Genomic DNA, 23,204 nt, shown 5'->3' with positions numbered 1-23,204 from the left:
TTTCTCTTTCGTAATCATTTTCCCTTCCTGGTTTTAGTGGAGTTTTTGAACATTTTTTGAATTTAAGTCAAATTTCTCGATCTACATGGCAAAATGCTAGCAGTCCCTAGCTTTTATGAACCGGATTTTAATTTTATGAACCCGGTTTTGTCGAATATGAACCGAATTTTAATTTTATGAACCGATCGAGCTGTTTTATGAACCGGGTTCTAGATTTATAAACGAGCTCCCGATTTTGAACCCCGGCTTCCGTTTTTAGATGAACAAGCCACCCTGCTCCGCCAGGGTGGCCGGCTGTTGGCGCACAAGGATGGTTTCCTATGGAGGATTCATTTGCTAGCAGCCGCTAGCTTTTATGAACTGGGTTTGAGAATTTATGAACCGGATTTTAATTTTATGAACCGAGTTTTGTCGAAAATGAACCGAATTTTAATTTTATGAACCGATAGAGCTGTTTTATAAACTCGATTCAAATTTATGAACCGACTCCGATAATGACCCCCTCTTTCCCACCAAAATTTGATACTTTCAGGAAATGAACAAGCCACCCTGCTCCGCAAGGGTGGCTCCAAAACAATATTTACAAATCCTTACCTTCGATACCACCCCATCCCCATCGCGCCTTCCCCTAGATGGGTGCCGATGACGGGGCCGAAGTAGCTGATCATGAATTCGACATGGGGGAAGGCTTCCTCCAATTCGGCTTTCCATTCAATAGCTTCCTCCTCGCGGTTGGCGTGGATGATGACGGCCCGGTATTGGCCTCCTTCAGAGACGGCTTCGCCAAGCAGTTCGACGATTCGGTTCATGGCCCGCTTCCGGGTGCGGATTTTTTCAAAGGGTACGATTTTTTTGTCCTCGAAATGGAGGAGCGGCTTTACTTGGAGCAGGCTTCCGATGATAGCTTGGGCGCTTGAGAGGCGGCCGCCCCGTTGGAGATGTGTTAGGTCATCGACCATGAAGTAGGCGCGCACGGTTTGCTTCATTTCCTCGAGCCTGGCGAGAATGGCATCAGGATTTTCGCCGCGCTGTGCCATTTCAGCCGCCTCAAGGACGTAGAATCCCTGCACCATGCAGCTGATTTCCGAATCGAACGGGTAAAGCGTTACTCCTTCCACCATACCTCCGGCGGTGACCGAACCCTGGTACGTTCCGCTGATCCCGCTTGATAAATGGATGCTTATAACGGCATCATAATCGCGCGCAAGCTGTTCATACAGCTCGACAAACTGTCCAATCGGCGGCTGGGAGGTAGTGGGCAATCCCTTCGCTTTGACCTCCTGGTAAAATTCTGCCGCTCCCAGTTCCGCTTCTTCCTGGTATGCTTCCTCTCCGAATATGACATTCAAAGGGATCATGTATATATTCAAGCTTTCCCGCATTTCACGGGGTATATAGGCTGTACTGTCTGTTACGACTACGGTTCTCATAGTTACCATCCCTATCCAATTTTCATCCCTTCCATTGTACCCAATCCCCGTGAGTAATGCATCCAATAATCACAATCAGCGATGATCCATGCATTGTCGAGATAGCATCCCCCTTACCCTCTCTTTTTTGAAAAAAGAACACGGGAATTCTCCCGTGTTCTTTGCCAATGTACCCTGTTGCACCTATGTATGTTGTGACAGCGCACACCAATTTCCTGCTGGATGTTTCCGCCCGGACACTTTCGCCATTCCAAATCCAAGCTTCCGCCCAGCATTATCAGCCGTGCTTGATTCGATTGGTCCGCAGGCAGGAAGTAAATTATTTCACTTCCACCCAGCCGTTTTTAATGGCCACGACGACTGCCTGTGTACGGTCGTTCACATTCATTTTTTGCAAGATATTGCTTACATGGTTCTTGACTGTTTTTTCGCTAATGTAAAGGGCTTCGCCGATGCCGCGGTTGCTTTTTCCATCAGCCAGCATTTGAAGCACCTCGCACTCCCTTCTCGTAAGAAGGTGAAGAGGGCGGCGGATTTCAGGCTGCTGCAGTGTTGCGGCAGCACTTTCTTCACCGGATCCGACAAGGCGGCGGTATTCGTTTACAAGGTTATGTGTTACCTTCGGATGGAGGTAAGAGCCTCCGGAGGCAACGACCTTGACAGCTTCGATAAGCGCGTCGGCATCCATCTCTTTTAAAAGATAGCCGCGGGCGCCTGTCTGAAGCGCGTGCATCACATAATTCTCATCATCATGGATGGACAGGATGATAATCTTCGCCTCCGGATACCGCTCCATTACGCGGCCGGTTGCCTCCACCCCATTCATGGTAGGCATATTGATATCCATTATGACAACATCCGGATCATGCTCACGGATTAAGTCAAGCGCTGCAGTGCCGTCGTCTCCTTCGGCAACAACCTGGAAAGACTTCTCAAATTCGAGGATTCTTTTTACGCCTTCACGAAAAAGCTGGTGGTCATCGATAATTACTATTTTCGTTTTCAATCCAATCGCCTCCTTGTAACTACTGCCTGCCAATTACTTTCCATCCGGAACCGGAACCTGGATAATCACAGCGGCTCCCTGTCCGGGCTTGGAGGAGATGGCAAACTGGCCCCCCAAAAGGTCGACTCTTTCCTTCATTCCCATTATGCCAAACGAATTGTATTTGCGCTTCTTCGGATCAAATCCTTTGCCGTCATCCTTTACAACGACAGTAACAACTTTCTCCGAAATTTCAAGCTTCACCTGGATTTCATCAGCCTCCGCATGTTTAAGCGCGTTTTGGACCGATTCCTGGATAAGCCGAAACAGCGCTACTTCGTAATTGGCGGGAAGGCGCCGCTCTTCCTTCAAGGTCATAAAAGTAATTTTCACTGTTTTGTAATAATCTTCTATTGTCCGCAAGTACTTTTTGAGGGTCGGCACAAGCCCAAGATCATCCAGGGCCATTGGGCGCAAATCATAAATGATCCTGCGGACTTCATACAGCGAGGTCCTGACCATTTGCTTAAAGCTTTTAATTTCGGCGATCGCCGCTTCGATTCCGTCTTCACGGTAAACCCGCTCAATCAAATCGGAGCGCATCATCACGTTTGCTAGCATTTGAGCCGGCCCGTCATGTATTTCCCGTGACAGCCTCTTCCGCTCTTCTTCCTGCGCCTGGATGATTTTTATGCCGAATTCCTGCTTTAGCTTGGCATCTTCAAGGATTTCGCCCATTTCCTTCAGATCGCTCATCAAATAATTCAGCACGACCGAAATTTGTGAAACGAGGTGGTCAGCTCGTTCGATTGTTTCCCGGATGCAGCGCATCCTTCGTTCCAAATCTTTTTTCCGCTCCCCGAGCTGCCTTTCCATCTGCCTGTTGAGGGTCAGCTCCATTTGTAGCTGATGCGCCTCCTCATAGGCTTCACGCACTTCATCCTCGGTATAATCCTTAAAGTGCATACTTACCTCGGTAAGGACATCACGTGCTTTGCGCACCTGTCCTTCAAGCCGGTCTCCCTCGGATATGACCCTGGCAGTCAACTCCTCCACCTCTGCCATTTCAGAAGTGAGCATTTCATGGTCGGCCCTGGATTGCTCGCCGATCCTGAAAATCTCATTCTTGCTTTTCCCGACAGATTCAATCATTCTTTCAAGAATGATGTCGAGTGTTTTCGTGTCAAAATCTTTTATACCCATAGCATTTCTCCGCCCCACCTAAACTCCGTTTCGAGCCCGGCCGCCGTTTGGCATATCAAGCCCTTTTCTCCTAGTTTATCGTGAAAGTTTGAACGAAACTATCTCTATTTGGCATAAAAGTTGAATTTCGCCAAAAATCGGCAATTTGATTCACGATTGATTTCTCTATCTAAATCCTTTAGCCTATAGGAAGGAAAGCTAAACCTCATTGTACTAGTATTTTTTAACTAAACAAGAAATATAGCTTTTCCTCATCTGCTAAAATAACCCTACACAAACCGTAATAATTATAGCATGCAAAGATTTTCAATGTTGAAATATTTTAGTCTTTTTGGCTAAAAAGGACTATATTTTAGGTTGGGAAATATCGAAATAGGGGTAGTTTAACTTGTAGGATAGAAAGGAGCCCATCAATGCTTGCTGCTTATCGTACTGTGAAACAAACAGGCACACATGAAATCATCATCGAAAGATCAAGGTTTATTTCGCATTGCGCCCGCGCGGAATCGGAAGCCGAGGCACAGGATTTCATTGCGGAAATCAAGCGGCTTCACCGTGATGCGACCCACAATTGTTCCGCCTACCTCATAGGTGAAAATGATCAAATCCAAAAGGCGAATGATGACGGCGAACCGAGCGGCACGGCAGGGGTTCCGATTTTAGAGGTTTTAAAAAAGAAAAAATTGAAGGACACTGTCGTTGTTGTAACAAGATACTTTGGAGGAATCAAGCTTGGCGCTGGCGGATTGATCCGCGCTTATGGCAAATCGGCTTCAGAAGGGCTTAACGCAACGGGGATTGTCCAAAGAGTCCTTATGCAAAACATGAAGGTATCCGTCGACTATACATGGATTGGGAAACTTGACAACGAATTAAGGAATGCCCCCTACATCCTGAATGGAGTAGACTATGCGGAACAGGCCATTTTCGACATTTTTGTGAAGGAAAATGAGGCAGTGGCGTTTACTGCCTGGATGACTGAGCTGACAAACGGCCAGGCATCAATCACGAAAGGCGGCCTAAGCTATTTGGAAGAAAATTGAATTGAAAAATAATCCTATTTACTCTAGTTGGAAATTACTATAGAATAAAGTATTGCCGCAAGATATTTTCATTCACTATTTCTACTAAAGTGAGGATTACCCATGATTGAAAATACAAGATTAAGAAGGAAGAAGCAAAGGAAAAAACGGGTTTTCCGCGTATTTGCCCTGCTGATGGCATTTATTATAGTTGGAACCGTCTCCTTTTTTGCATATGAGATTTTTTATAGTACCCAGAAAGCTTCAAAGAAAATCTACCATCAGCTCGAGGCCGATAATAAAGCCCCTGACGTGCAGGTTACAAAGGACCCCTTCACTGTCTTGCTTGTCGGGATCGAAAATCAAGGTGGCGGGGAACGGTCGGATGTCCTGATGCTTGCGACCGTCAATCCAAAAACCGAGAAAATTTACATGCTGAGCATCCCGCGGGATACCAGGCTGTATATTGATGAAGTAGGCTACAAGACGAAGATCACCCATTCTTACGGGAATGGCGGAATCGAAACGACCATCAAGTCGGTGCAAAGCCTTATTGACGTTCCAATCGATTACTATATTTCAACCAACTTCGACGGATTTGAGGATGTTGTCGATACGCTGAATGGCGTAAAGGTCGATGTGCCCTTTACATTCAAGGCGCAGCTGACCGGCAGCTTGAAGTGGAAAACTTACTATCAGGGTGAGATGGATTTGAACGGAAACGAAGCGCTTGCCTATGTACGGATGAGGAAAACCGACCCGAACGGCGACCATGGCCGGAACGAGCGCCAGCAGCAGGTGATTAAGGCCATTATCGACAAGGGTACATCGTTCACATCCATAACAAAGATTGATAATTTAATTGACGATATGGGGAATAACGTGAAGACGAACATTCCTCCATCCAAGTTTGTTAGTTTTGTAAAACTATATTCCAAGCTAAAAAACGCCCCGATTGAAAATCTTAAGATTGAGGGCTCCGACCAGATGATCAACAATGGTTCCTATTTCATCCCGGATGAGGATTCACTCGCCCAGCTCACCACGCTCCTTACACAGGCGAGGGGTGAGAGCCCAGACGGCTCATCTTCGCTGGCAGGCTCAAGTTCGGCAAATTCCGCAGCTGCATCGGGATTTGACGGCGACGGGGACGGCCGGAATGAGTAGTTGACCTTTTATCAAGAAAATAGTTGTTTCAAAAGCTTCCGCCGTGTTGGCGGGAGCTTTTTTGCTTCGAAAGGACAGGTAAATTATTCCTCCATAGCCATATCCTTTTCCCCAGAAATCCTTATGTACCGCACGTTTAAACGCAAATACCACTTTTCCAGTTTGACCATAAATCTCCCAAACTGCCAGAATAGAACTATATTCGCATTGGAATGTTTGACAAATTCCGCTAAAATAGGTAATGAATCTGAATATTCGATGGAGGGATAACGATAACGTGAAAAAGTTTTTAGCCTCTTCTGTCCTTGCAACAACGGTTCTGTTTCCTGTCCTCGCTGGTGCAGAAGAGTTACGATTCCCAACCAAGTTAACTACAGCCGAGAGAGTCGAAATACATAAAGGGGCAACCGTGAATTACCCGGTCGTTACTTTTATAACCTCTGGCCAAAAAGTTACTGTCATTGATCAATTTACAAATTCCTTTGGCCAACTATGGTACAGGGTCGACCTTGGAACAGTAAAAGGCTGGGCGCCTGCAAGCCAATTCAAAAAAATGGATGAAACGGAACCGCCTGTGCCACCAGCCGTAGAGCCTCCAACTGGGGTTCCCGGAATTGGCTCAGATGTTTATTCGTATACAAACAACGCGGAAGTAAGGCGCGGAGCCGCAGCTTCCTACACAGTCAATGCCTATCTATCCTTTAATGCCAAAGTGCCTGTCCTGGCCACCTTCACTTCCCCGTCGGGTGAAATATGGCTAAGGGTCCAGGCAACACCTGCTGTCGCAGGGTGGATTCCCTCTTCATTCGTGAGCACCGCCCAGGCATTGGACATGCCGCTTTATGTAAGTGTCGATTCAGCAAATGTGCGTAACGGCCCTTCAATGGACAGTGATGTAATGGAAGCCTATCCAAAAGGAACCAAACTTACGGCACTAGAGCAGCAGGCGGATGCGGATGGCGATGTATGGTACAAAGTGCTAACCCCGTCAAACCAAAACCTCTGGGTGCACGAGTCGGTCGTTTCGCAGCAGCCAGTATATGTTTCTCCTACAAGATATGTTGCCACTAGGAATACATCCCTATATTCCGGAGCCAGCTATCAATATAAAATAAAGCAAAAATTAGGATATTTAAGCACTGTTACTTTTATACAGGAATTCACCAACTCCATGGGGCAAACGTGGCTAAATGTAAAAACGCCAACTGGGGTTGCCGGCTGGGTGCCTAAAGATGAGCTAGTTTCTTCGAAAAGTGAAATCAAATATGTATATGGAATGAGCAAAGCACCGGTCAGGCGCGGAGCTTCCACCAATTACTCCGTTAATGTATATTTGAAAGAAAACGAGTCTGTAATAGTCCTGGATGAGCTGAATGGCTGGCTGAACGTAGAAACATCGGCCGGTATCCGCGGATGGGTGGACAAATCGCTTACCTCCCCTACATCCCTTACGATAAGAAAACTTTCAGCGCCAATTTATGAAATTAAGAACGGAGAACAGTATCTCGTCTGGAAAAAGTCGTCCAACTACAAATTTAAATATTCAATATCAGGCAACCAGTTGAAATTATACGGCGGCCTGACAGATGTTGAAACGCCTATGGCCAATGTGCCAGGAATCGAATCGGTTACCGTACAGAACTCAGGCGCCGGGGATAAAATTGCAATCCTGACCTTCCAGCCAGGGCATACGTTCACCATCCGCAACAGCAAGACTGAGGTATCGATCAAAGTCATGGAGACAGGGCTATTGGGGAAAAAAATCCTTCTTGATCCCGGCCATGGCGGCAAGGATTCCGGCGCAGTCGGCCCAACTGGATTAAGAGAAAAGGATGTAGTCCTATCCACAGGACTTCTTTTGAAAAGAGAATTGGAGAGCTATGGGGCAATTGTATACATGACCCGGTCGACAGACGTATTCCTGGAACTTTCACAAAGAACCGCCATCGCGAATGCATCCGATTACGATGCATTTATAAGCCTGCATGCGAATGCGAATACTTCCCGGACTCCAAGAGGAACGGAAACGTATTACAATACGACTGTCAACTTCAATGGCGTAAAGAGCGCCGCAATGGCAAGTGATATCCAAAGGAATCTCGTCTCATCCATTGGAACGCCAAGCAGGGGCATCAAGGAACAGGCATTTTATGTAAACCGCATAAACGAGCTGCCAAGCATTCTTGTCGAACTTGCTTTCATTTCGAACAGGACCGAAGAATCCCTTATGCGCTCCGATACATTTAAGAAGAATTCGGCGATCGGCATCCGTAAAGGGCTTGAACAGTATTTCAGCAACTTATAGGTAGTAAAATCCGCATGAAGAAGCTGCTGTTTTAACAAACAGTAGCGAATTTGCGGTATTCTTAAAGTACTAGTATTCTAGAGAAAATGATAGGGACAACGCTTTTCTTCTACCCTTATCATTTTCTCTTAAACATGTATACGGGGGGTTTTTAACAAATGAAACGAACGAAAAAACTAATCGCGGCAGGAGCAATCGCACTTGGGATTGGCGCGGGAGCCATCATTGTTACTCCTACGGGAATGAACGCTGCCGGAAACGTTGTCCTTGCGAGCGTTGATTGGGTAACATCGCAGCTTACTCCAATAAATACGAAAATAACCGGGCTCCAAACAAAAACAACGGATCTAGAAGCAAAAATCGCAAAACAGCAGCAGGAAATCGAAAGCCTTAAGGCGCAAATCGGCAACCAGACACCTCCACCTCCACCGCCGCCTGCTGAAGGACAGCTGCCTTCAACTGTTTATGCGAAGAGTTCTGTCGACATCCGCTCAGGTGCATCCACTAAATACAAAATCCTTGCCTCAAAACCAGCCGGGAGTTCACTGAAAGTGGTCGGTTCGGTAACGGTTGCCACAGGCCTTTGGTACAGAATTGAAGTTTCACCAAGCATTTTGGGTTGGGTTTTCTCTGGCGATGTCTCGACAACTAAGCCAACCGTGACCGCGCCAACGACTGTCACAGTTAAATCGGAAGCTAATATCCGCAGAGGGGCTTCAACCATCTACACGGTTGTTGCAACTGTTAAAGCGGGAACAAATCTGAAATACTTGAGCACGTTCACAAACTCAAACGGGGAAACTTGGTACAACGTTGAAACCTCCGCCGGAGTTCGGGGCTGGATGATCAGCACCCTTGGCGAGGTGAAGTAAGTTGAAAAAACTTTATCCGTTCCTTTGCCTTCTGCTTTTATTAACCGCTTTTCCGCCAACAGGAAAAGCGGCCGAGCCGGTTCAGTACCAAAATAAAGTCGATGTCTCGATTTTCCTTGCATCGAGCTTTCCAATGGTATTGAACGGCACGTACCAGCTTGTTAACAAAGATACCGGGAAAATACAGGGTATTCCTCCCGAAACCGCCATTTCGGTAAAAAAGGAAACAGCCGGCGTGACGGTAACCTATACCGGATTCAGCCAAACTTCCGCGAAGGGGTTCGATCTCCAGGAAGTTACTTCAACCAAAAAAATCGCTTTTTTCACCTATGAAACCGACATGAGGCGCGGCGCCTCGACCGGCTATGATGTCATCCATACTTTCCAGGCAACCGATACAGCCGATTTCCTTGAGGAAATCACCAATTCGCAGGGACAGGTATGGTACAGGGTATCTGCATCAGGGAAAACAGGCTGGGTGCCATTTACGTATGTCAACCTTCTCGATGCGCCATCCGAGTCACTAACGAAAATAAATAACGACACCAAAAAAATATACCGCGGAAGCTTTTTCCTTAAGCCGAACGGATCGAAGGTGGAAGTTTTGAACACACTCGGGATGGAGGATTATCTTAAAGGCGTTGTTCCGAGCGAAATGCCGGCCTCCTGGCACAAGGAAGCCCTAAAGGCGCAGGCAATCGTCGCGCGGACGTATGCAACAAGGATAAGGGCTTTGACCAACACGGCTGCAAGCCAGGTTTACGGCGGCTATACAGCTGAGGACTCAAGGTCGAACGCGGCAATCAAGGAAACAGAAGGCCTATTAGTCAAATACGGTGGTAAAGTGGCCGAAACGTACTTCTTTTCCACAAGCGGCGGAAAAACAGCGAACGTGGGCGATGTTTGGAATTCCAACCAATCCTACTATCCGTATCTCATTTCCGTCGATGACCCGTATGAAACATCGAAGTATACATCATGGACGAAAGTCTTTCCTGCATCCACAATCCTAAAATCGTTCGGCTATCCGGAAACAGCCACACTCTACAACATTACCCTTTCAAAAACAGGGATGAATGGCGAAGTAAGGGGTGTTACGGTTGAAACATCGGCTGGAACAAAAACGATTACGGGAAATGAATCGCAGATTAGAAAGTTATTCCCAATCGAAGAAACAAGTGCGTACAATATGCTTTACTCAAACTGGTTCGATATCTCGATAACGAGGGAAACGGCTGCCATGTCGGTACAGACCTCCACAGGGACCGAAGCCATCGATACACTTAAGGGCTACACAGTCCAGACGCCTCAGGGCACCGTTACACTTGATGGATCCGGGGTTTCGATTCAAACGTCCGGTGGCGTCGTTTCCAGCGAAGGATCCGGCATTTCCGAAGTCATCCTGACCGGAAAAGGCTGGGGGCACCGCATTGGCATGAGCCAATACGGAGCGAAAGGATTCGCGGAAAAAGGCTACACAGCAGAACAAATCGTCACCCACTACTTCCGGGGAACGACTGTATCCAAATAACCAAGTAAAATCCGCGCCAATCATCGATTGGGGCGGATTTTATTTTGTTGCAAGAATCGTAGCATGGTTCATAGCTAAAATGGGGTTTGAATTCGGTTCATAAAATTAAAATCCGGTTCATTTTCGACATAACTTGGTTCATAAAATTAAAATATCCGGTTCATTTTCGACAAAACTTGGTTCATAAAATTAAAATCCGGTTCATAAATTCCGAAACCCGGTTCATAAAAGCTAGCGCTTGATAGCAAATGGATCCTCCAATTTGGAAACCATCCTTGTACGCCAATAGCTGGCCACCCTGGCGAAGCAGGGTGTATTTCCAGGAAGGTTCCAAAGTTTGGTGGAGAAATAGGGGGTTCATTATTGGGACCGGTTCCTAAATTTTAATGCGGTTCATAAAATTAAAATCAGGTTCATTTTCGACATAACTTGGTTCATAAAATTAAAATCCGGTTCATAAATTCCGAAACCCGGTTCATAAAAGCTAGGACACAAATAGCACAATGCCAGCACCATTATGATACTAAGCCAAATCGGCCAGGAAACCCACCCTCATATATACCTCAACGCTATTCAAATACGGTAAACTCAGCAGAAAAACAATCCCACACCAAAAAAGTACGGGGCACTTAGCCCCGCACTCCACACCTAATCTTATTTCTTCTCCGCGCCTTTAATATTTTCCAAAATGTCGTCAACAATACTGCTCCATGAATACTGTTCGACGGCAAGCTTCCTGCCGTTTTCACTCATTTTCGCATATTCAGTCTCATCCGCTTTCATCAGCTCGCGGATAGCAGCGGCGATTCCTTCTGGATTTTCCGGCGGAGCGATTTTTCCGCAATTGTATTCCTCAAGAATGGCAGCACTCTCGCCGTCCCCGCAATACAGGACCGGAACGCCGGAGGAAATCGCCGGGAAAATTTTCGAAGGACGGGCTCCCTTGAACAATTCGATGTTTCGTAAAGAGACGATGCTATAATCCGCCGCCGAAAATAAGCGAGGCATCTCGGAGACCGGAACAGATCCATAAAATGTCACATTATCGAGTTTCAGGTCTTCCTTCATTTTATGAAGCTTCTCCCGCTCCTGGCCGTCCCCGACAAAGAGGAAATGCGCATCCGGCTCGGTCTCCTTCAACAGCGCTGCGGCCTCGAGGACCGAATCAAGTCCCTGTGCATATCCGAACGTACCGGCATACATGAAGACTTTTTTCCCTTCAGCTCCAATCTCCTGAAGCAGGCCAGAATCCTTTGGCATCGGCCTGAATGTTTCTGTATTGACGCCGTTTGGAAGCAGGAACACGTCTTCGGGCTTCTTTCCTTTGTCAATCATATACTGGCGGATTCCTTCCGTTGCGGTCGCGATTTTCCAAGACTTCCGGTACAGGAACATCTCGAGCCACTCCGCCATCCGGATGAAGTTTTTGTTTTTCAAAATACCGAGCTCGACGGCAGACTCCGGCCATATGTCGGCAACATTGAATACAAACTTCGCCCGTTTGATTTTCGCGCCAAGGTACCCGGTTATCCCGAGGAACAATGGCGGGGAGTTACAGATGATGACATCGGTCGGCCTCGCCTTGAAAATGGAATAAAACGCGCTGAACGTAAACGAAAAATACGATGCGAGCCTTTTCCAAAAGCTGCCCTTTGGCGATGGATAAATCCATGAGCGATGGACCGGGATGCCATCCCAATTTTCAAATTTATAAAACATTCCTTTGTACTCATCCGGGATGACTCCCTTTGGATGGTGCGGGAACGCGGTCAGGACTTCCGCCTGGTGGCCACGCCGGATCAATTCCTTGCTTACTTCATAAACCCGGATTTGCGGCGCGCCGGTTTCCGGCGGGAAATGCTGGCACAAATAGATAACTTTCATTTTAAAAACTCCATTAATTTGGTATAAAACTATTCCATCTTCAGCGTCTTCCTGTATAGCTTAACCATATCCGCGGCATTTTGCGCCCAGTCATAGTTGTCGCGCACATGCCGGATTCCGTTCACAGACATTTCCTGCCTTGTTTCCGGTTCTTTGATCAGCTTCAGGAAGGCTTCGGACAGCTCTTTCGGGTTTTCTTTTGGCACGACAAAACCGGTCTTTCCTTCAATGACAACTTCCGGCAGGCCGCCCACATTCGATACGACCGGCGGAACGCCACAGGCCATTGCCTCAACGGCGGCGACTCCGAAGCTTTCGCTGTCCTCCGTCGATGGGACCGCGAAAATATTCATCCGGTTGATGTAGGCCGGTACTTCGGTATTCGGAACACGCCCGGTAAATTGTGTGGCATCGCCAATCCCCAAATCCCGCACCAGCTGCTCGTATTCAGCCCGCTGCGGCCCGTCGCCGACAATCAGGAGCTTTGCGGAAGGATAGGCCTCATATACAATTGCGAACGCCCTGATGAGGTCGGCAATCCCGTATTTATCGGACAGGGCTTTCACCGTTCCAATCGTGATGCCATCCTCCTCGCCTCTCTCGCCAGCCGGTTTTTCCAAAGGCTTGAATCGTTCAAGATCGACTCCAAAAGGAGTTACATAAATATGCTTGTTTGTATATTTATTGGTCTCCACCGCCATGACATGGCTTGTCGAGCAAATCGTGTCCGCCTTGCCAAGCGTGTATTCAACGATTTTCCTGTTGACGGAGCCCTGCTGCGGGAATTGGAATATATCGCGGCCCCAGACGGACACATAATAAGGCTTATAGCCCGCAAGCGCGCCAATGAGGCCGTAGCTTGATACGTAATGGGCATGAAGGATATCCGGCTTGAATTCCTTTAAGATTTTCTTCAGGCTGAACACGCCCGAAAAATAGGAGAGCTTCCCAGGGAGGAGCTTTGGAAGCTGGATTGTTTCCACTTCCTTAGCATTTTCCTCCGAATAGTGATCGGCAAACGTGACAACTTTCACATCAATGCCATTATTTTTATAAAAAAGCGCCCATTTATGGGTATGGATCGACCTTCCCGGTGCTAATAGAAGGATTTTCACAGGCCGCCACCTCCAGTCAGGCTTTCATGCACCTTCTCCACCCTGGCTTTCCAGGAATGATTTTGGATGAACGTCTCTTTAATATTTTCGCGGTACTTCCCCGTTTCCCCGGTCATCCGGCTGATCGCCGCGGCCATTGAAGCGGCGTTATCCTCACAGATGAGGCCATAGCCGCCGCCCTCGATGATTTCTTCCTGGGCGCTGCAATTCGTCGCGAGGACAGGCAGGCCATTGGACAGGTACTCGACGAGCTTTACAGGAACGGAGAAGTCGTTGTAGGTGCTTTTGTAGCGCGGGATGAACGCGAAGTCCATTTCCAGGTACAGGTCATTCAGGTCTTCGCCGCTTACATGGCGCACCGCCACTCCTTGTCTTTCTAGCCGTTCCTTCTTGTCGGCCGGAAGCTTTTCAAACTCGTCCTCCCGGCAGACAACCGTCAAATCGCATACCTTTTTATCGGCGTTGGCTTTCTCAAGCGCGTCAAGCAATAGGAAGAGTCCGTAATCCTCGTTGTTGATTCCGCCTACGTAAATAGCTTTCGAAGGCTCCCCTGGTACACTCCCGTTTGAAGCTCCCGGAATCCGGTCCGTTCCGCCCGGCGGCAGGGAAACCTTTGGAAGATTTATGTCGACAAAGCTGCCCATCGCATCGCTAGGCAGGAAGACAACCTTACAGTATTTTTCGTAAAATCGTTCCTCCATCCGGTAGACAAATTGCATGAGGGCCTTTTTTGCCCCCTTTAATGGATAGAGTTCATCAAACTTCCAATACACATCCCTGTAAAAAACCCCGACAGGGACATTTTTTCCGCGCAAGAAAGACATCACATTCGAATCGACAAATGGCTGCTTCGGAATATGGCCCGAATCGGTCAGCCAAAATGGAATCGTCTGGTTTTCCATATAGCAGAACAAAAGATTGTCCAGTCGCCCTTCCGACTTCCATTGCTCAAACAAAGCGGCCCGATCCTTAGACTGGCCGGACAAAAGCAGGATTTCAATTCCTCGCTCCTTCCCCCATTCAAGGAACGCTTCGTGCATTTTCCTTGGCCTGAGCTTCGAGCCGCTGTTTGCATTTTTTGCAAGCTGAAAGGGATAGTAAAGCAGTACAGTTTTCATGTTTTCCTCCTATCGCCCTACTCTCGATCTCCTTTGCCGGAGGAAGGCAAACAAATCGATCCGCAAGCGAATAAATACCATGATTCCGACGAAAAGGACCGTAATCATAACCCAGATTGGATTAAATAGAAAATCGGTAAAACCACCGACAAGCGTACGCGGGATGTTGACGGTAAAATAAATGAACAGGCACAGGAATACAGGGTTCTTCGGCAGCCTTAGAAAAGCGATATACAATGCTTGTACAAGCGTCGCAATATACACCGTCCCGGCAATTACACCGAGCATGCCAAAGTTGGCGTATGCTTCTGCAATGAAGAGAGTATTCAAAACGCCGGCTGTCCCCTGTTCAACCTTTTCAGGAAAGACCCTTTCCATGACAAGCCTCGCGGAACGGACCTGCTCGACATCGAACAGCCCGATGAGCGAGGATGGAAGGCTTCTTCCTTCAAGGAAGGGCATTGCCTCATTGAATGTATCGAGATGCAGGAAGGTTGGCGCAATCTGCGCGAAGATCATCCTCCCGATTGGACCCGAGTTATAGGACAGATACGCATCAATATTCGTTACGCCTTGGATCACGATGTACATGCCGATCAACAGAACAGCGCCAATCGAGCCCCAAGCGAGAAGCCTTCCCCAAGTAAACCGGAGCTTCCCTATATAAAGCATGAGCAGCATGAACATGATGATGTAAAAGAAAATCGGTGATTTCGCAAGGTCATACACACTGATCAGGATGGCTCCGCAAAACAATACAGCAAAGAGGACCTGCCATTTTGGATCCTTCGTCCTCGCGGCATATACATAGGCCACAAGGGACAGGATTGGCGTCAATGCGATGGCGAATATATTCCTGATCAGCACATTCCCCCCGAAGTTCCGCTGGGCGCTAATCCTCAATTCCCCCGGTGACAGCCCGGATCTGTTGAGGACAAGGTCGAGAATCGGAATATGCGTTGTTTTCAGCATCGTATAGGCAATGGCCGCTAGTGAGACGAGCGAAATCCCGAGGAAAATCAGGAAAAAATCCTTCCTTCCGGCGAAGGGGAGTTCAACATTCTTTTCCAGATAGGCATTGTATTCCTTTTTCGCATCAAATCCGACGAGCCTCCCAATTAAATACATGACAAGCGGGAAAACAAGCATCACAAACGAGATGGCGAAAAAGCCGACATACCGGTTGTAATCAAAAACCATCCTGTTGATCATGTAGTAATGGTCGACGCCCATCGCAATGAGCAGGGCACCGATATAGCTGGAAATGAAAAAGGAATAGTAAAAAATAATTGAATTCATATTCGGCTTTAAAAGGCTCAGGCTCCCGCTCGCCCTCGTAAAGAAATAGATGGAGCCCGAAAGGACAACAAGCCAGATTAGGAGAAAGAGCATAGCCTGTCCACCTTACGATTGGGTTTCAATGATTTCAACAATTTTTTCGGACGCCATGCCATCCCCGAATACATCCTTATACGATGGGGACACATTCTTTTGGACCGCTTCAAGGATTTTCTCGACCGATGTCCCGGCGATGATATTCGCATCTTCTTCAAGCGTCTCGACCCACTCTGTCTGTTCGCGGACTGTAATGCACGGAACTTTCATGAAATAGGCTTCCTTCTGGACCCCGCCTGAATCGGTGATGATTTTCTTCGCGTTTGAAACGAGTGTAAGCATGTCGAGATACCCGACTGGCTCAATCAGCTTCAAGTTCGGAATCGCATTTACATCGATGCCATAGGAGGCGAGCTTATTTTTCGTCCTTGGGTGCAGCGGCCACACTTTGACCGTATCGATTTTCGAAAAGGCCTCAAGGATGTTTTGCATAATTTGGACGTCATCCGTATTCTCCGCGCGGTGGATGGTGATAAGGTGATACTCCTTCTTCGAGAGGCCATTTTCCTCAAGGATTGTAGACTTTTCCTCGGCAATCGCCCGGTTATACAAGACGGCGTCATACATGACGTCACCGATATTGAAAACGTTGCGCGTGATGTTTTCGTTCTTAAGGTTTTCGACAGCCGTATCAGTCGGGCAGAACAGGTATTCCGACACATGGTCTGTCATGATCCGATTGATTTCTTCAGGCATTTTCTTATTGAAGCTGCGCAGGCCGGCCTCGATGTGGATGACCGGGATATGGAGCTTCGCGGCAACGAGCGCGCCCGCGAGCGTTGAGTTGGTATCACCGTAAACTAGCAGATAGTCCGGCTTTTCATCCAGGACAATTTCCTCAAGCTTTTGAAGCATTTCGCCTGTCTGCTTGCCGTGATTGCCGGAACCGACTGCCAGGTGGTAGTCAGGCTTTGGGATGTTTAGTTCTTCAAAGAAAATATCGGACATGTTCGGGTCGTAATGCTGTCCGGTATGGACGATGATCTCTGTGTGCTTTTCACGCAGGACGCGTGATACAGGCGCCGCTTTGATGAATTGCGGGCGTGCGCCAAGTACGGTAATAATCTTCACGGATTTGCCTCCTTAAACAGGGGTTATTTTACTTTTACTATTATCGGAAGAACTTTTATTATACTTCTACAATGGGACCCTTAGCTGGCAACAACGTCCACGGTCTTTTTCCGTAGGTCCTTGTCGACACGGCTAATGACAATGGCGGCTGCAACAGCCAGCCATGCGAGCCCTTGGTACGCCCAGCCGAGTCCGTTTTCCTGTGCGTAGATAATGCCGATAACGGCAGCAAGCATCACGGTGAACAAAAACGCCATTTTTCCGAACGACACAGGCACGTAATACTCCTTCTGGCTTTTCCGGAAAATGAAAACAACCGCAAGCATATAGGAGATTACGTAGGATGCCACCGCTCCCCAAATCGAATAGGTTGGAATCAAGGCAATATTAAGCACAATGTTCACCACCGCGATGATGCCGAAGGCCAGGGAAATAAATGACGTCTTTTTGGTAAAAAACAGCCCTGACGAAATGATCAGGTAATAAAAATTCAGGAACACAGCAGCCGAGACAAGCGCCACATATTTATAGGCCTCATAATACTCCTCGCCAAGGATGCGGATAACCCAAGGCATCGCGGAAGCAATCGCCATAATCCCAAAGATGCCAAGCAGCAATAGTGCCATATAAATTTTAGAGAATAAGAGCGGGCTTGACGGCTTGTCCTTAATGTTCATTGAATAAGGGCGCCAAGCCATCTGGACGCCGCTTGTCAGCAAGGTAATGATCATGGCAAGCCTTGTCGCCGCGCCATAGATTCCAACCTCCGACATTGGTTGAAATGCCTGCAGAATGAAGACACTCAGATTGGCAATTACCCAAAACGCGAGTGATGCGGGCACTAGCGGAGCGGCGTATTTGAGCATTTCCTTCATCATGGTCATATCGATTTTGGGCTTCAGGTATTTCCAGCTTGTTGTGAGCATAAGCAGGAAGATAAGCCCGAACCCCGCAAATCTGCCCCAGAGGATGCCTGCGGCCGACTGCATCATATATTTTAGGAAAAGGTAGGAAAAAACAGCCATCAACAGCATTTTTGCGACTGTATAAACAACCACTTTTTTCGTCTTAAAATCAAAGCGCATGACCATCAGGACGACAATTGTCACCGTATCGACAAGGAGCGTGGCAATTGAAATGTACAATAGGTCAACGTGGGCACTGTCCCCTTTAAAAAGCATAGCGGAAATCTGCGGGCCGGCTGTAATCACCGCAAGAGCGAGAAGACCGACAATCGCAAGGCGGAAGTACATGACATTCCTGACATGCTGGAGCCTTTTTTCCTTATCCTTCGTCTCGAAGTAATAATACGACAACGCGGAGTCGGTCCCGAAAATAATCAGAAACGTCAGCATCGCCGTCCATTTATCGATAATTTCCAGGTAACCGTACTTGGTTGTGGACAGGAAATTCGTATAAATTGGCAGCATGATGAACGCGATCAGCTTTGTTCCTACATTCATAAATGCGTAAAGGAGCGAATCCGCTCCTAAACGCTTAAATTGGGCCAGCACCCTATAACAGCTCCCGTTCGTCCACGGAACGGACAAACTTGGCCGGAACACCCTTTATAAGGGCCTTTGGCTCGGTATCCTTCGTCACAAGGGCGCCTGCAGCCACAAATGTTTCTTCCTCGATTGTAATCCCCGGCAGGATGATCGATGCTCCGCCGACCCTCGCGCCTTTTTTTACATAAGCGCCTTTGATCTTATCAAAACGCTCTTCTGTCCTGCCCATGAAATTATCATTCGTCGTTGTGACGCAAGGTGCGATAAAGACATGGTCCTCAAGCGTTGTATAGGCGGTGATATATGAGTTGGACTGGATTTTCGTCCGGGTGCCGATTTTAACATAGTTTTCCACAGTTACTCCGCGGCCAACAATGACAGCTTCGCCAATTTCGACATTTTCCCTGACACTTGCAAGGTCAGCGATCAAAGTGCCGGAGCCGATTTTCGCTCCCCTATAGACCACGCAGTTGGCGCCGATTGTCACATCATCCGCTAGTTCAAGAGGCGGCAATGTTCCAGTAAGCTTTACTGTGCTTGTTTTGCCCGGTTTTGGCGGCTTGCCGAGCACAGCTCCATCGGCGACGGTCGTGTTTTCACCGATTACGGTCCCTTCGTGGATCGTCACGCGATTGCCGATGATGGCGCCGGAACCAATGCGGACATCTTTTTCAATGACAGAGAAATGGCCAACCGAAACACCGGAGCCAAGAACAGCAGAAGGATCGATATAATTCATGAAAGATTCTCCCTTATTTGCATGATATGTAGGTAAGGGCCGGCTTTTTCCCGGCCCCGCGTTTTTCTATCCCCAAGATTTTACGTTGTTCGGCTTGATTCTTACAGTTTTACGTACCTGTTTGGCTTTTCAACATCTTTCAATGCGTTGCGGGTATCAAAAATGACTTTGCTTTCTTTCGCGATCTCGTTGTAATCAAAGTCGGAGTGGTCGGTGGCAACAAGGACTAAATCGGAATCCTGCAGCAATTCCTTCGTCAGTTCGACCGTTTCCATCTTCATGTTGCAAGAACGGAAGCTGGCCACATAAGGGTCGACGACCTTAAAGTCGGCGCCATGGTGGTTCAGAAGCTCAATAATCTTCAATACCGGTGATTCGCGTACATCATCAATGTCCTTCTTGTACGCAACGCCTAAAACAGTGATTTTCGCATTTCGAAGGGCTTTTCCTTCATCATTAAGGATTTGCATCATCCGATTGATGACATATTCAGGCATAGTATTGTTGATTTCCCCAGCAAGCTCGATCAAGCGGGTATGGTAGTTGTACTCGCGTGCCTTCCAAGTAAGGTAGAATGGGTCGATCGGGATACAGTGGCCGCCAAGCCCTGGGCCCGGGTAGAACGCCATGAAGCCATACGGCTTTGTTTTGGCTGCATCAATCACTTCCCAAACATCGATGCCCATCTTGTCGCAAAGGATGGCCATTTCATTTGCAAGCGCGATGTTGATATGGCGGAAAGTGTTTTCGAAAATTTTCTCCATTTCCGCGATTGCCGGTGAAGAAACCTCGTGCACGTCACCTTCAAGCACGTTGCGGTAAAGAGCCGCCGCGACCTTCGTGCAGTTGGGCGTAATTCCGCCGACGACTTTTGGCGTATTTTTCGTTTTGAACTGCTTATTGCCCGGATCGACACGTTCAGGAGAGTAGGCAATGAAAACTGTCTCACCTGTTACAAGACCTTTGGATTCAAGGGCTGGTTTTACAATCTCTTCGGTTGTGCCAGGATAGGTTGTTGATTCAAGGACAACGAGCATCCCTTCATGGGCATATTTCGCAATCTCATTTGCAGAGCTTTCAACATAAGAAGTATCCGGCTGCTGGTAAATATCAAGAGGTGTAGGCACGCAGATTGCCGCCGCGTCTACTTCCTGGATACGGGCATAATCTGTTGTAGCCACAAGCTGTCCGCTTTCGATCATTTCTTTTAATTCGGCGTCAACGACGTCGCCAATATAATTGATTCCCATGTTGACCTGCTCAACACGAGCGGCCTGGACGTCAAAGCCGATTACTTTATATCCTGCCTTCGCCTTTTCAACCGCTAGCGGCAGGCCTACATAGCCAAGCCCGACAACTCCGATGACAGCTTCCTTGTTTTCAATCTTTTTAATTAAATTTTCATATGAACCCATTGATTTCTTCTCCTTTACTTGGCCGTCGCTGGACTGGCTTTTTCTTTTGTTAATTCGTTTTGATTTCCACTCCGGACACACGCTTTCCGCGGGGCGTCAGTGGAGCCTCCTCGGCGCTTGCGCCTGTGGGGTCTCCACCTTGCCGCTGCATCCCGCCGGAGTCGGCGCCCTCCGTTTCAATCAATCAAAAAAACAAAGCCAGCTTTGAGTCTTTTACCAGCAATCTTCTTAATCATTCTCAGGCACAAGTTTTTGTTAGTTTATCATTTAATCGTCTTGTAATTCAAACAATGGCCATGGGGCTTCCAGCAATTGCATTTTAATTTCCTTTATATTCAATTAATCAAGAAATGAACCTTTTTCCTTATAAAACCTTCTCGCATCGGACAGATATTTCATCAGGGCCAAAAGTGCCACAGCCAGGATCAATCCGAGGATTATTCCGATTGCCAGGCTTTCCGGAATATAGGTTTTTGCCTTATGGACCTCGGCCGGCAGGATTTCCGGGTTGGAGAAGAGGGCGATATCGCCTTCCTTTTTATCGGCCCGTTCGGATGCCCTGTATCGTTCATCCATGGATTTTCCGATCAACTCCCTGTATCCTTCCTGATCGTACGTATCATCAGAAGCGGCCAGTCTTTTTTCATAAAGGGCCAAATTGGAGTCCAGCGTCTCCATCCTTTTTTGTAGCGATTCAAACTGCCTGGTCGTAAGATCTATCCTAAGCTGGGCGTTTTTTTTCAGATCGGAGAAATACTGGTTCCTCACCTGATCGAGTACTTTCTCCGCCTCAGTTTGGGACTTTGCTTTGACCTTAAACTTCACCTTGTCTCTTTCAGGAACTAAAATAGATAGTCCCTTTACATCCTGATACTTAGCCTCTATGATATCCGGGTCGGTAAGTTCCTTTTGATTGACAGAACCTGTAAAGACCGTCCCTTCAGCCGTATAACCCCGGCTGTCCGGTTTAAGGATATAGACCGCCGCCGCAATCAGGACAGCTGTCGCGAGCGGGATAATGACAAATAGCCATTTCCTTTTCCAAAAATACGATAGGTATTCATATAAAATGTATTTCTTTTCTTCCGCCAAATCGGCACCATCCTCTACAACGTTGTTGGAATACTGCCGTTGCGTTCTGGCGCAAAGGCAAGCAAAGAAAACGCCCCCGTTTTTGGCGACGTTTTCCAGTCATTATTTAGTATAAAATTCAGCAATCTTCGAAACGACATACTCTTGCTGTTCCTGCTTCAATTCAGGGAACATTGGAAGCGAGAGTGCTTCCTTCGCCGCCTTTTCCGCAATCGGCAAATCCCCTTCCTTGTAGCCAAGGTTTTCAAAGACAGGCTGTACATGCAGCGGCAGCGGATAGTAAATCATTGTCGCCACGCCCTGTTCTTTCAGGTAAGCCTGAAGTTCATCGCGGTTTTCGGCGCGGATTGTGTATTGATGGAATACATGATAGTTTCCTTCAGCTTCGACCGGCACCTGTACATGGCCGCCTACCTTCTCCTTCAAAAGCCTTGTATATTCAGCGGCTTTTTCACGGCGCAGTTCGCCCCAGTTAGGAAGGTGCGGGAATTTTACGTTCAGCACAGCAGCCTGCATTTCATCAAGCCGGCTATTATAGCCCAAGACATGATGATAATATTTCGGCTTGCTTCCATGGACGCGGATGACCCGCATTTTCTCTGCTGTATCTTCATTGTTTGTAATAATCATGCCCGCATCGCCGTATGCGCCAAGGTTCTTCGTAGGGAAAAAGCTGTAAGTAGCCGCATCGCCAAGTTCGCCGACATGATGGCCGTTTTGCTTTGCCCCAATTGCCTGGGCAGCATCTTCAACAATAAAAAGATTGTGCTTCTTCGCGACTTCCGCCAGTTTCTCCATATCAGCCATTTGGCCATACAAATGGACCGGAATAATGGCTTTCGTTTTCTCTGTAATCGCTTCCTCGACTTTTACCGGGTCGATATTGAAGGTAACCGGATCGATATCAACGTATACAGGCTTCGCGCCGGCCCGGACGATCGCCCCACCGGTGGCAAAGAACGTGAAAGCGGTTGTGATGACTTCATCCCCTGGGCCCACTCCCAATGCCTGCAAGGCTATATGTATCGCATCGCTGCCGTTCGCGCATCCGACCGCATGAGCGGCATTGCTGAATTCCGCAACGTCCTGTTCAAGCTTCTTTACTTGGCTGCCCAGAATGAACTGAGATGAACTCATCACTTGATCCAGCACGTCCAAAATTTCAGAGCGAAGTCCCTGATATTGTTCACTAAGATCGAGCATAGGCACTTTCATAGGTAAACCTCCAATAGTGTAAAATCGGCATGTTTTTTATAAAAACATGTCTTAGTTTAACATATTTTCCGTATTAAAAACCGCCATACTTTGACAAAAAAAGCATATCTTTTTCTCAAGGTTTCATAACTTGGACA

Annotated in this window: 19 protein-coding genes; 5 read left to right on the top strand and 14 right to left on the bottom strand. The window is 47.6% G+C overall.

The genetic code is table 11. The features are described 5' to 3' along the window. Positions 1–590: 590 nt before the first annotated feature. The 3 genes from DRW41_RS07035 to DRW41_RS07025 all read right to left on the bottom strand — a co-directional run bounded on the left by DRW41_RS07035 (position 591) and on the right by DRW41_RS07025 (position 3,618). Positions 591–1,430: a DegV family protein gene (locus tag DRW41_RS07035; RefSeq protein ID WP_115451261.1), complete on the bottom strand. Its 840-nt coding sequence runs from the start codon at positions 1,428–1,430 to the stop codon at positions 591–593. A 319-nt stretch (positions 1,431–1,749) separates the two neighbouring features. Next, positions 1,750–2,436: a response regulator gene (locus DRW41_RS07030; RefSeq protein ID WP_115451260.1), complete on the bottom strand. Its 687-nt coding sequence runs from the start codon at positions 2,434–2,436 to the stop codon at positions 1,750–1,752. A gap of 33 nt (positions 2,437–2,469) precedes the next feature. Then, positions 2,470–3,618: a sensor histidine kinase gene (locus DRW41_RS07025; protein WP_115451259.1), complete on the bottom strand. Its 1,149-nt coding sequence runs from the start codon at positions 3,616–3,618 to the stop codon at positions 2,470–2,472. Between the two features lie 413 nt (positions 3,619–4,031). Here DRW41_RS07025 and DRW41_RS07020 point away from each other — a divergent pair, with 413 nt between their 5' ends. The 5 genes from DRW41_RS07020 (at position 4,032) to DRW41_RS07000 (ending at position 10,515) form a co-directional block, all read left to right on the top strand. After that, on the top strand, positions 4,032–4,661 hold the full coding sequence (locus DRW41_RS07020; protein ID WP_115451258.1) for a YigZ family protein: 630 nt from the start codon (positions 4,032–4,034) through the stop codon (positions 4,659–4,661). A gap of 102 nt (positions 4,662–4,763) precedes the next feature. Further along, positions 4,764–5,807 (top strand): LCP family protein, encoded by a 1,044-nt coding sequence (locus DRW41_RS07015; protein WP_115451257.1) that lies wholly within the window; start codon positions 4,764–4,766, stop codon positions 5,805–5,807. A gap of 277 nt (positions 5,808–6,084) precedes the next feature. Next, positions 6,085–8,112 carry an N-acetylmuramoyl-L-alanine amidase gene (locus tag DRW41_RS07010; RefSeq protein WP_115451256.1) on the top strand — a complete coding sequence of 676 codons (2,028 nt, stop codon included), beginning with the start codon at positions 6,085–6,087 and terminating at the stop codon, positions 8,110–8,112. Between the two features lie 158 nt (positions 8,113–8,270). Next, positions 8,271–8,984: an SH3 domain-containing protein gene (locus DRW41_RS07005; RefSeq protein ID WP_115451255.1), complete on the top strand. Its 714-nt coding sequence runs from the start codon at positions 8,271–8,273 to the stop codon at positions 8,982–8,984. Position 8,985: 1 nt separating this feature from the next. Beyond that, complete coding sequence (locus DRW41_RS07000; protein WP_245959369.1) at positions 8,986–10,515, top strand: SpoIID/LytB domain-containing protein; 1,530 nt, start codon at positions 8,986–8,988, stop codon at positions 10,513–10,515. Between the two features lie 654 nt (positions 10,516–11,169). Here the strand turns inward: DRW41_RS07000 and DRW41_RS06990 are convergent. From DRW41_RS06990 to DRW41_RS06945, 11 genes are all read right to left on the bottom strand, one after another. Then, positions 11,170–12,399, bottom strand: coding sequence for a glycosyltransferase family 4 protein (locus DRW41_RS06990; RefSeq protein ID WP_115451253.1), 1,230 nt, complete (start codon positions 12,397–12,399; stop codon positions 11,170–11,172). Positions 12,400–12,428: 29 nt separating this feature from the next. Then, positions 12,429–13,514, bottom strand: a complete 1,086-nt coding sequence (locus tag DRW41_RS06985; RefSeq protein WP_115451252.1) for a glycosyltransferase — start codon at positions 13,512–13,514, stop codon at positions 12,429–12,431. Continuing rightward, a complete protein-coding gene (locus DRW41_RS06980; protein WP_115451251.1) occupies positions 13,511–14,632 on the bottom strand; it encodes a glycosyltransferase family 4 protein in 1,122 nt (373 codons plus the stop codon). Before DRW41_RS06980 ends, DRW41_RS06985 begins: the two co-directional genes overlap by 4 nt. A 9-nt stretch (positions 14,633–14,641) precedes the next feature. Further along, positions 14,642–16,024, bottom strand: coding sequence for an O-antigen polymerase (locus DRW41_RS06975; protein ID WP_115451250.1), 1,383 nt, complete (start codon positions 16,022–16,024; stop codon positions 14,642–14,644). Between the two features lie 12 nt (positions 16,025–16,036). Further along, the gene (gene wecB / locus DRW41_RS06970) at positions 16,037–17,098 is read right to left on the bottom strand and encodes a non-hydrolyzing UDP-N-acetylglucosamine 2-epimerase (protein WP_115451249.1); all 1,062 of its coding nucleotides are present in this window, start codon (positions 17,096–17,098) and stop codon (positions 16,037–16,039) included. Between the two features lie 80 nt (positions 17,099–17,178). Next, positions 17,179–18,612, bottom strand: a complete 1,434-nt coding sequence (locus DRW41_RS06965; RefSeq protein ID WP_115451248.1) for a lipopolysaccharide biosynthesis protein — start codon at positions 18,610–18,612, stop codon at positions 17,179–17,181. A 1-nt stretch (position 18,613) separates the two neighbouring features. Next, positions 18,614–19,345: an acyltransferase gene (locus tag DRW41_RS06960; RefSeq protein ID WP_115451247.1), complete on the bottom strand. Its 732-nt coding sequence runs from the start codon at positions 19,343–19,345 to the stop codon at positions 18,614–18,616. Positions 19,346–19,446: 101 nt separating this feature from the next. Then, positions 19,447–20,760: a nucleotide sugar dehydrogenase gene (locus tag DRW41_RS06955; RefSeq protein WP_115451246.1), complete on the bottom strand. Its 1,314-nt coding sequence runs from the start codon at positions 20,758–20,760 to the stop codon at positions 19,447–19,449. Between the two features lie 49 nt (positions 20,761–20,809). After that, a complete protein-coding gene (locus DRW41_RS23565) occupies positions 20,810–20,944 on the bottom strand; it encodes a hypothetical protein (protein ID WP_281272286.1) in 135 nt (44 codons plus the stop codon). Between the two features lie 155 nt (positions 20,945–21,099). Continuing rightward, complete coding sequence (locus DRW41_RS06950; protein WP_115451245.1) at positions 21,100–21,852, bottom strand: GumC domain-containing protein; 753 nt, start codon at positions 21,850–21,852, stop codon at positions 21,100–21,102. 102 nt (positions 21,853–21,954) lie between these two features. Then, entirely contained in the window at positions 21,955–23,067 is a 1,113-nt protein-coding gene (locus DRW41_RS06945; protein ID WP_115451244.1) for a DegT/DnrJ/EryC1/StrS family aminotransferase, read from the bottom strand. Positions 23,068–23,204 lie beyond the last annotated feature (137 nt).

This window comes from Neobacillus piezotolerans (assembly GCF_003362805.1).
GTDB lineage: Bacteria > Bacillota > Bacilli > Bacillales > Cytobacillaceae > Bacillus_D > Bacillus_D piezotolerans.
The sequence above is the reverse complement of the archived record's forward strand: the minus strand, read 5'-3'. Positions and strand labels throughout refer to the sequence as shown.

Excerpts from the sequence above, each read along its gene's own strand:
- DRW41_RS07015 (WP_115451257.1), top strand. The coding sequence starts at position 4,764 with ATGATTGAAAATACAAGATTAAGAAGGAAGAAGCAAAGGAAAAAACGG.
- DRW41_RS06955 (WP_115451246.1), bottom strand. The coding sequence starts at position 20,760 with ATGGGTTCATATGAAAATTTAATTAAAAAGATTGAAAACAAGGAAGCT.
- DRW41_RS07020 (WP_115451258.1), top strand. The coding sequence starts at position 4,032 with ATGCTTGCTGCTTATCGTACTGTGAAACAAACAGGCACACATGAAATC.
- DRW41_RS06990 (WP_115451253.1), bottom strand. The coding sequence starts at position 12,399 with ATGAAAGTTATCTATTTGTGCCAGCATTTCCCGCCGGAAACCGGCGCG.
- DRW41_RS07005 (WP_115451255.1), top strand. The coding sequence starts at position 8,271 with ATGAAACGAACGAAAAAACTAATCGCGGCAGGAGCAATCGCACTTGGG.
- DRW41_RS07035 (WP_115451261.1), bottom strand. The coding sequence starts at position 1,430 with ATGAGAACCGTAGTCGTAACAGACAGTACAGCCTATATACCCCGTGAA.
- DRW41_RS06960 (WP_115451247.1), bottom strand. The coding sequence starts at position 19,345 with ATGAATTATATCGATCCTTCTGCTGTTCTTGGCTCCGGTGTTTCGGTT.
- DRW41_RS06945 (WP_115451244.1), bottom strand. The coding sequence starts at position 23,067 with ATGAAAGTGCCTATGCTCGATCTTAGTGAACAATATCAGGGACTTCGC.
- DRW41_RS07025 (WP_115451259.1), bottom strand. The coding sequence starts at position 3,618 with ATGGGTATAAAAGATTTTGACACGAAAACACTCGACATCATTCTTGAA.
- DRW41_RS06980 (WP_115451251.1), bottom strand. The coding sequence starts at position 14,632 with ATGAAAACTGTACTGCTTTACTATCCCTTTCAGCTTGCAAAAAATGCA.
- DRW41_RS06975 (WP_115451250.1), bottom strand. The coding sequence starts at position 16,024 with ATGCTCTTTCTCCTAATCTGGCTTGTTGTCCTTTCGGGCTCCATCTAT.